This is a genomic window from Azospirillum sp., assembly GCF_035627195.1.
Classification (GTDB): Bacteria; Pseudomonadota; Alphaproteobacteria; order Azospirillales; family Azospirillaceae; genus Azospirillum.
On the sequence record NZ_DASPMG010000446.1, the window covers coordinates 1 to 9,321 of the forward strand.

Here is a 9,321-nt window from a genome sequence, read left to right on the forward strand (position 1 = left end):
CGATGGTGCCGGCAAGGGCGGCGCAGCGGTCGCCGTCGCACCGCATCCGCCCGTCGTCCTTCAGATACGGCGGGATGCCGTCGCCGTCACGCTCGCCGACGAAGGCCGGCCATTCCCACGAATAGGCGCAGCAGCACCCGCAGGTCTGGCAATCCGGAACCTGTTCGTCGGCGCGCATGCTCCTCCTCAGCGGCGCCGGTCGGCCTTGCGGCCGGCGGGCGCCCCGTTGATGGCGGAGACGAAGTCGCCGAACGCCATGGACGACCGGCGGGGTGCGGCGCTCCGGCCGGCGTCGCGGCCACCATCGCGGCTCGCCGCGGCATCGCGGCCCTGGGCCGGCTGCGGCTTGCCCGCGTTCGGCTTCGGCGCGGAGCTGTGCGCCGCATGGCCGGCGCCGTCGCCGCGCTGGGGCCGGTCCTGACGGTGGTCCTGCCGGTGATCGGGGCGATGGTCCGCGCGGTGCTCGCCACGGCCGCGGCGCTGGTCGTCGCGCTTGGGTGCCGGACCGCGCTTGGGCGCGGCGTGGGGGGCCGGCTGGGCGGCGTGCGGCCGGGGCGCCTCCGTCGGGGCCGGACGGCGGACCGGGCCGGCGGCGACGACGGTCAGCGGCTTGCGGGTCAGCTTCTCGATGTCGCGCAGGTAGGTGCGCTCGTCGCCGTCGTCGCAGAAGGCGATGGCGATGCCCGACGCGCCGGCGCGCGCCGTGCGGCCGATGCGGTGCACGTAGCTTTCCGGGACGTTGGGCAGTTCGAAGTTCACCACGTGCGACACGCCGTCCACGTCGATGCCGCGCGCCGCGATGTCGGTGGCGACCAGCACGCGCACCGTGCCGGCGCGGAAGCCTTCCAGCGCGGCCTGCCGGGCGCCCTGCGACTTGTTGCCGTGGATGGCGGCGGCCGAGACGTTGGCCTTCATCAGGTGCTCGGCCACCTTGTTGGCGCCGTGCTTGGTGCGGGTGAAGACGATCACCCGCTCCATGCCCGCGTCCTTGCCCAGCATGTCGAGCAGCAGGTGGCGCTTGTCGGCGGCCGGCACGAAGATGACCTGCTGCTCGATTCGCTCGGCCGTGGTGGCGACGGGGGCCACCTCGACGCGCACGGGGTCCTTGAGCAGCCGGGCGGCGAGGTCGGTGATCTCGTTCGGCATGGTGGCCGAGAAGAACAGCGTCTGCCGGTCCTTGGGCAGCTTGGCGATGACCTTCCGCACGTCGTGGATGAAGCCCATGTCGAGCATGCGGTCGGCCTCGTCCAGGACGAAGACCTCCAGCCGGTCGAGGCGCACGTGGCCCTGGTTCATCAGGTCGAGCAGGCGGCCCGGCGTGGCGACGAGGATGTCGAGGCCGCGCCTGAGCGCGTCCACCTGGGGCTGCTGGCCGACGCCGCCGAAGATCACCGCGTGGCGCAGCGACAGCCCGGCGCCGTAGTCGCGGATGCTGTCGCCGATCTGGATGGCGAGTTCGCGCGTCGGCGTCAGGATCAGCGCGCGCGTGCCGGCGGGACGGGCCGCCGCGGTGGCGCCGGTCGACAGGCGCTGGAGGATGGGAAGGGTGAAGGCCGCCGTCTTGCCGGTGCCGGTCTGGGCGATGCCCAGGAGGTCGCGGCCTTCGAGGGCGGGGGGAATGGCCCGCGCCTGGATCGGCGTCGGGGTCTCGTAACCTTGCGCTGCGAGCGCCGCCTGGATCTCGGGGCGGAGCGAAAGTTCGGAAAACGAGGTCATGGTGTCCTTGGTCACGCGCACCGCCGGACGCCGGCCGGCGTCCCGCCGCTACGGCGAAACAGTGCTGGCGGATCGCGCTCGTTCGCCCCGTACCGCGCGCGAGCCGGGAAGGGCCATGTGGGGAAGAACGTCCCGCAATGCACCGGAGCGGGGTCTGTCGGACCCATGCTGCCGTTCCGCGCGATCGCGATCCGTAAAAATCGAACCCGCTTGTCGGGCGGGCCGCTGCTGCCCCATATGACGCCGAACGGCGCTCCGGTCAAGGACGAACGTGGCGACCCGCCCACGCATGTGGATTTCCGCAGGCACGACTTTGGTGCATGCCCGGGCATTCTTTCGGATATTCTTTGCCCGCCGGGCGAGATTGCGATTGCGCTGAACCATTTGCACAGGCATGGTCATGGGAGCGGCCCCAGACAGGAGGCCGCATCTACTACGTTGTATGAGACCTCGATGTATGATCGTTCGCCGCGCGGCGGTTTCCGCGCTTCCGCTCCCGAAATCAGCCAGCGCAACATCACCGCGACGGTGAAGTGGTACAACCCCGAGAAGGGGTTCGGCTTCGTCACCCCGGAAGACGGCTCGCCCGACGCCTTCCTGCACGCCTCGGCCGTCCAGTTCGCCGGCCATGACTCGCTGCCCGAGGGCACGACGGTCGTGTGCGACCTGTCGCGCGGCCCCAAGGGCCCGCAGGTCGCCGCCCTCCACTCGGTCGACAAGTCCACCGCGTCGAACGACCGCCCGCAGGGCGGCTCGCGCGGCGGTTACGGCGCCGCCCCGCGCCGCAACAGCGGCTGGGACGACGGCGGCGGCTACGGCGGCGGCGCCACCGAGACGGTCGACGGCACCGTGAAGTGGTTCAACGTCACCAAGGGCTTTGGCTTCATCGCTCCGGACAGCGGCGGCAAGGACGTGTTCGTGCACGTCAAGGCGGTCGAGCGTTCGGGCCTGAGCGGCCTGTCGGATGGTGAGCGCGTCCGCATCACCGTGCGCCAGGGCCAGAAGGGCCCCGAGGCGGAGCGCGTCGAGCTCGCCTGAGCTTCGACGGCTTAAGCTCTACGGCGTTTGATCGCGCCGGGTCTTGCCGGATCATCCGGCGAGGCCCGGCGCGACACGCGCTTTCGGCCGTACCCTGCGACCGCAGGCGCCCCGACGAAAATGGACAGGTTATGACCGACGTCGCGGGACGCCGCCGCCCGACGCATCCGGGCGAAATCCTCAGCGCGGACTATCTGGCTCCGCGCGGCATCAGCATTGCCGCGCTGGCGACGACGCTGCGCATGGACCGCGAACACGTCGGCGACATCGTCGGCGGCCGGTGCCGGATCGAACCGCACGTGGCCATCCTGCTTGCCGACGCGCTGGGCACGTCGGCCCGATTCTGGCTGAACCTGCAGGACGGGTGGGACCAGCGGTCGTCGAACGACCGCTGAGGGCCGGGTCCCCCGCGCGGGGCCGCACTTCGAGACATTCCCAAAGACATTCGGGCCCAAAGACATTCGGGCCCAAAGACATCGGGCCGGCCGGTTGCGGTGGATTCCACGCGACGTGCCCTGCGTTCGTGCGGCCGACGCCCGCCACCCCCACCGCGTGTTCCGTAACAAAACCTTCACGGGTTACGTGTGCCGCCCGGCGCTAGAAGAAGGCGCGTTTTCGGCGGTTCCGGCCGGCGAAGACGGCGGAACTGACGCGGGAATCGGGGGGAAGCCGCATGCTGGGATCGATCCGCATCTTCTGGCGCATGACGTTGCTGCTGGGGCTGGTCGCGGCGGGCGTGTCCGGCCTGTTTCTCGTCTACGAACGGACGTCGGAAAGCACGCGGCAGGGCATCGTGCAGTCGCGCGACGCTGGCAACGCCGCCGACCTCGCGCGCGGCATGGAGATGGCGCTGCTGGCGCAGAAGCTGGCGCTCGACCGGTTCGTCGCGCGCCGGGACGACGCGGGGCTGGCCGCGCTGCGCCAGGCGGAGGAGCGGCTGGCAAGCGACCTCGGCCGGCTCGGCGCGCAGCCGGGCGCCGACCGCACCGCCTATACCCGCCTGGAGCCGGCGGTGCGCCGTTACCTGGACGCCGTGCAGGAGGTCCGCCGGCTGGCCGAGACGCTGGGCCGGACGGAGGATTTGGGCCTGCAGAAGACGCTGCGCCAAGCGGTGCACGCGATCGAGACGCGCCTCGACGTGCTTCAGAAGGCATCCGACGGCGCGGCGGCGGAGGCGACCAGCCAGCTTCTCATCAAGATGCTGATGATGCGCCGGCATGAGAAGGACTTCATGCTGCGTGGCGGACGCGAGCGCTACATGAAGCAGATCGGCGACCGCGCCGGGGAATTCGCCGGGCTCCTCGCCGCGGCCTCCTACGACGGGGCGCTGAAGGCGGAAATGGCGGGGCTGCTGGACGCCTACGTGCGCGGCGTGAACGCCTACGCCGAGACGGCGGCGGCGATCGTCCAGGCGGTCGGTGCGGCCGACGAGCGGTTCCAGGCCACGGCCGCCGTCCTGGAGGAGGTCCGGGCGGCCGCGGCCGCGCGCGCCGACGCGCACCGGCAGGAGGTGGAACGGGTGCAGGACGGCGGCCACACGACCATGCTGCTGACCATGCTGGCGATCCTCGCCGGCATGATGGGCGGGGTGCTGGTCATCTCGCGCAGCATCACCGGGCCGGTGCGCCGCCTGACCGACGCCATGGCGGCGCTGGCGCAGGGGGACCGCGCCGTGGTGGTGCCGGGCGCGGACCGGCGCGACGAACTGGGCGCCATGGCGCGCGCCGTGTGCGTGTTCCAGCAGCAGGGCGCCGAGAACGAGCGCCTGCGGGCCGAGCAGGAGCGCCAGCGCGACGCGGCGGAGGCCGCCAAGCGCGCCGCCATGCAGGCCATGGCCGAGACGGTGGAGCGCGACACCCGCAGCGCCGTGCGCGCCATCGTCGAGCGCAGTGGCGCCATGGGCCGCAGCGCGGAGGCCATGGCGGACGCGGCCGAGCACGTGTCACAGCATTCCCAGAGCGTCGCCGCCGCCGCCGGGCAGGCGCTGGGCAACGCGCAGGCCGTCGCCTCGGCCACCGAGGAGCTGACGGCCTCCATCGGCGAAATCACCGGGCGGATCGCGCAGGCCAGCACCATCACGCGGCGTGCGGCCGAGCGCGGGCAGGCGGCGCAGGACACCATCCAGTCGCTGGCCGGCGCCGTGCAGCAGATCGGCGAGGTCGCCACGCTGATCCAGGGCATCGCCGCGCAGACGAACCTTCTGGCGCTGAACGCCACCATCGAGGCGGCGCGGGCCGGGGAGGCCGGCAAGGGCTTCGCCGTCGTGGCGACGGAGGTGAAGAGCCTCGCCAACCAGACGGCCGGCGCCACCGACGAGATCGGCCGCCGCATCGCCGACATCCGGGAGGTCACGCGCGTGACGGTGGAGACGGTGGCCGAGATCACCGGCATCATCGGCGACATCGATGCCGTCTCCGGCTCGGTCGCCGCGGCCATGGAGCAGCAGGCCGCGGCCACGCAGGAGATCAGCCGCAACGTGCAGGAGACGTCGGTTGCCGTGCGCGAGGTCTCCACCCGCATCGCCGAGGTGTCGGGCGAGGCGGCGGTGACGGGCGAACACGCCCGCACCGTGCGCGCCGCGGCCGGCGACGTGTCCGCCAGCATCGACCAGCTCCAGGGCGGGCTGGTGCGCGCCGTGCGCACCGCGACGCGCGACGTCGACCGCCGGCAGGCGCCGCGCTTCGCGCTGAACCGCCCCGCGCGCATCGAGTCGGGCGGGCGCGACCGGCCCGTGACCGTGCGGAACATCTCCGAAGGCGGTGCCACCCTGGCGATGGAAGAAGAGGCGGCGATGGAAGGGGAGGCCGGCGGCATGGCGCGCGGCACGCTGCGCCTGGACGGCGGCGCGCCGGCCCTGCCGTTCCGCGTGCTGGGTACCGAGCACGGACGCCTGCACGTCCGCTTCGAGCTGGACCGCGCGACGGAGGAGGCGTTCCGCGCCGCCCTGGCCGTGCTGACCCGCGGCCTGGTGCCGCTCGATCACGCCGCCTGACGCCGCTCAGGTCATATCGGGCCATGCCGATGTAATCGCGGCGGACGGTTCAAGCTGTGCGGCCGGGCAGGGAGCTTGATTCCAGGCCATATCATGGAGTACGTACATTCGATCGTGTGGGGCTGGCAGTAATGGATGGCAAATGATCGTCGTCCGCTCGTGGATACAGCGCGTTGCCATCGTATTGCTGGCCTGCCACTTCCAGTTGCTGCCCGGCGCGGCGCGGGCGGAAACCTTGACGATGGGCGGCGTGGGCTGGTCGCTGGGCGTCATGCGGCACATGGCCGACGCCTACACCCGCCGGCATCCGGACGTCACCATCGTCATCCCGCCCAGCGTCGGCAGCAACGGCGGCATCCGCACGCTGCTGGCCGGCAAGTTCGACGCCAGCTTCTCCTCGCGCGGGCTGACGGCCGAGGAGCAGGCGCAGGGCGCCGTCGCCATCCCGCTGTTCAAGACGCCGTTCGTCCTGGCCGTCTCCACCGAGGTGCGCGGCGACGTGGGCCTGACGAAGGAGGAGGTCGTCCGCGCCTTCGACCTGGCCATCCCGTCCTGGCCCGACGGCACGCCGCTGCGGATCCTCTTCCGGCCCGAGAGCGAGGCCGCCAACGGCGCGCTGAAGCAGCACTTCCCCGGCATCGCCACGGTGCTGGAGGAGGGGCGCAAGCGGCGCGGCGCCATCGTCCTGCAGACCGACCAGGAGGCGATGACGCAGGGCGAGCGCGTGCCCGGAACCATCGTCCCGGCGACGCTGGCCGGCATCCTGGGCGAGGGGCGGGCGCTGAAGCCGGTCGCCATCGACGGGGTGGCGCCCACGGTGCCGGCGCTGGAGTCCGGCGCCTATCCCATGTGGATGGCGATGCGCGTCATCGTGGCGCCGCACACCGGCGAAGCGGCGCGCGCCTTCATCGAGTTCTCGCGTTCGGCCGAGGGCAGGAGCATTCTGAGCCGGTACGGGGCCCTGCCGATCGACCGCCTGGATGAGTGACCGCCTCAAGAACGCCGGCAATGAACCCTTCGTCCGCCGCGCCCGCCGGCTGAGGGGGGTGCTGCTGTGGGTTCTGAGCGGGGTGGCGGTGGTCATCGCGGTCGCCTTCCCGGCCAGCGTCTATTACGTCGGCTACGTCGAGACGGCGACGCGGCTGGACGCGCACGTCGATTTTTCGGCCGACGCGGCGTCGCAGATGGTCGTCACCTACCCCGACCACTGGCCATTTCTGCGCGAGCGGCTGCGCGACGTGCTGACCTTCCAGCCGCTGTCGGAGAGTTCCTACCGCGAGGTGCTGTTCGATTCGACGGGCAGGCCGGTGGTCGAGATCGGCGGGCCGCAGCCGTGGCCGACGCTGACGCGGCGCGCCACCGTGGTGGACGGCCGCACCCCGGTCGGCCGGGTCGAGCTGACGCTGAGCCTGCGGCCGGTGGCGCTGAACGCGCTGATCGCCTTCGCCATCGGGGCCGCCGTGGCCGCCGTCCTGTTCGCCGCCATGCAGAAGCTGATGTTCCGCTTCATCGCCGAGGCGGTGTCGGAACGCACGCGCAGCCTGGAGGAGCACAACGCCCGCCTGGAGGCGACCATGGCCGAGCTGCGCGCCGCCAAGGACGCGGCCGAGGTGGCCAACCGGGCGAAATCGCGCTTCGTCGCCAACATGAGCCACGAGATCCGCACGCCCATGAACGGCGTGCTGGGCATGCTGGAACTGCTGCAAGGCGAGGACCTGAGCGCCGAGCAGCGGCGTCTGGCCGCCATCGCCCATGATTCGGCGCTGTCGCTGATGGACATCATCAACGACGTGCTGGACTTCTCGAAGATCGAGGCCGGGCGGCTGACGCTGACGGTGTCGCGCATCGACCTCTGGCGGTTCCTGGAGGACACGGCGGAACTGTTCCGGGGCACGGCGCGCAAGAAGGGGCTGTCGCTGTCGTGCGAGTTCGGGCCGGGCCTGCCGCGCCACGTGCGGGGCGACGCGCTGCGCCTGCGCCAGGTGATCGGCAACCTGCTGTCCAACGCCGTGAAGTTCACCGAGAGCGGGGCGGTGCAGATGCACGCGGCGCTGATCGAGGACCGGGGCGACCGGGCGGTGCTGCGCATCCAGGTGTCGGACACCGGCATCGGCATCGACGAGCCGATGCGCAGCCGGATCTTCGCCGCCTTCGTGCAGGCCGACGATTCCCTGACGCGCCGGTACGGGGGCAGCGGCCTTGGCCTGACCATCAGCAAGCAGCTGGTGACGATGATGGGCGGCACCGTCGGCGTCGACAGCGCCCCCGGCGCCGGCTCCACCTTCTGGTTCACGGTGGAACTGGCAAAGGATCTGGCAAAGGATTTGGGGGAGGATGCCGGCGCCGGGCCGCTGGCCGCGCGGCGCGCGCTGGTGGTGGCGGCCGACGCGGCGGTGGAGGGGCAGCTGACGCAGGCGCTGGACTTTCTAGGGGTTCGGGCGTCGGTCGTCCGCGACCACCGCGCGCTCACCGCCGCGCTGAAGGCCGGGGAGCCGGCGGGCGGCTGCGATCTGGCCATCGTCCACGCCGACGACGGCGCAGGGCACGGGCGGGGCCACCTGCTGGCGACCGCCGCGCTGGCGCTGCTGCGCGGGCGCGTCCCGCTGCTGCTGGCCGGCCGGACGGACGTGACCGCGGCGGGTGCCGCGGAGGAAACGGTGGGCGAGCCGATCCGCATTTCCGACCTGGCCGACGCCATGGGCCGGCTGCTGGCGCCGCCGTCGGCCGGCGGCGGCGCGGAGGTCGAGGTGCGCGCGGCGCCGGTGCGGCCGCGGGCCGGCCGCGCGCTGGTGGCCGAAGACAACGAGATCAACCGCGAACTGCTGCGCCGCAGCCTTGCCGCACTGGGCCATCCGGCGGATCTGGTCGCCGACGGGCGGCAGGCGGTGGCGGCGTTCGAGCGGGGATCCTACGACATCATCCTCATGGACGCCCACATGCCGGTGCTGGACGGATTCGAGGCCACCCGCCGCATCCGCGCCATGGAAGCCGGCGGCCGTCGGGTGCCGGTCATCGCCGTCACCGCCAGCGTGATGGACGAGGATCTCCAGCGCTGCCGCGAGGCGGGCATGGACGACTGCCTGGAGAAGCCGTTCACGCTGCAAGCGCTGCGCGCGATGCTGGAACGCTGGCTGCCGTCGGATGCCGTGCCGCCGCCACCGTCATCACCGCCGCCACCGGACCGCGCCGCCGCCGGAATCCTGCGCGAGGTGGAGCGCTGCGTGGCGTCGATCGAGGCGGCGGTGGTCGCCGGGGACACGGCGACGGTCCGGCTGATGGCGCACTACGGCAAGGCGGCGTGCGCGCCGGTGGATGCGGCCGAACTCGCCGCAGCCTTCGCGCGGATCGAGGAGGCGGCGCGCGGCGGGCCGGGGGAGGAATTGCGCGCCCTGCTGCCCGGATTGCGGGGGTGCCTGTCGCGGGCGGTGGACGCCCTGGCGGCGGATGCCGATCCGGCCGGGACGTAGCGCCGCCGGCGGGTGTGCGTCAGGGCGCGGCGGCGGCGAGCGCCCGGCGCGCGCGGCCGTCATCCGGGCGCACCGCCAACGCGCGCCGCAACCATGCGGACGCCGGGC

The 9,321-nt window shown here is 72.5% G+C and carries 6 protein-coding genes; 5 read left to right on the forward strand and 1 reads right to left on the reverse strand.

Annotated elements, in window-relative coordinates; translation table 11 throughout:
- Positions 1–186 precede the first annotated feature (186 nt).
- On the reverse strand, positions 187–1,731 hold the full coding sequence (locus tag VED21_RS38150; protein ID WP_324891633.1) for a DEAD/DEAH box helicase: 1,545 nt from the start codon (positions 1,729–1,731) through the stop codon (positions 187–189).
- A 438-nt stretch (positions 1,732–2,169) separates the two neighbouring features.
- On the opposite strand from VED21_RS38150, the gene VED21_RS38155 reads away from it, so the two are divergent.
- The 5 genes from VED21_RS38155 to VED21_RS38175 all read left to right on the forward strand — a co-directional run bounded on the left by VED21_RS38155 (position 2,170) and on the right by VED21_RS38175 (position 9,213).
- Entirely contained in the window at positions 2,170–2,754 is a 585-nt protein-coding gene (locus tag VED21_RS38155) for a cold-shock protein (RefSeq protein WP_324891634.1), read from the forward strand.
- A 131-nt stretch (positions 2,755–2,885) separates the two neighbouring features.
- Positions 2,886–3,149 carry a HigA family addiction module antitoxin gene (locus tag VED21_RS38160; protein ID WP_324891636.1) on the forward strand — a complete coding sequence of 88 codons (264 nt, stop codon included), beginning with the start codon at positions 2,886–2,888 and terminating at the stop codon, positions 3,147–3,149.
- Positions 3,150–3,427: 278 nt separating this feature from the next.
- On the forward strand, positions 3,428–5,746 hold the full coding sequence (locus VED21_RS38165; protein ID WP_324891638.1) for a methyl-accepting chemotaxis protein: 2,319 nt from the start codon (positions 3,428–3,430) through the stop codon (positions 5,744–5,746).
- 142 nt (positions 5,747–5,888) lie between these two features.
- On the forward strand, positions 5,889–6,734 hold the full coding sequence (locus tag VED21_RS38170; RefSeq protein WP_324891640.1) for a PstS family phosphate ABC transporter substrate-binding protein: 846 nt from the start codon (positions 5,889–5,891) through the stop codon (positions 6,732–6,734).
- Positions 6,727–9,213 carry an ATP-binding protein gene (locus tag VED21_RS38175; RefSeq protein WP_324891642.1) on the forward strand — a complete coding sequence of 829 codons (2,487 nt, stop codon included), beginning with the start codon at positions 6,727–6,729 and terminating at the stop codon, positions 9,211–9,213. Before VED21_RS38170 ends, VED21_RS38175 begins: the two co-directional genes overlap by 8 nt.
- Positions 9,214–9,321 lie beyond the last annotated feature (108 nt).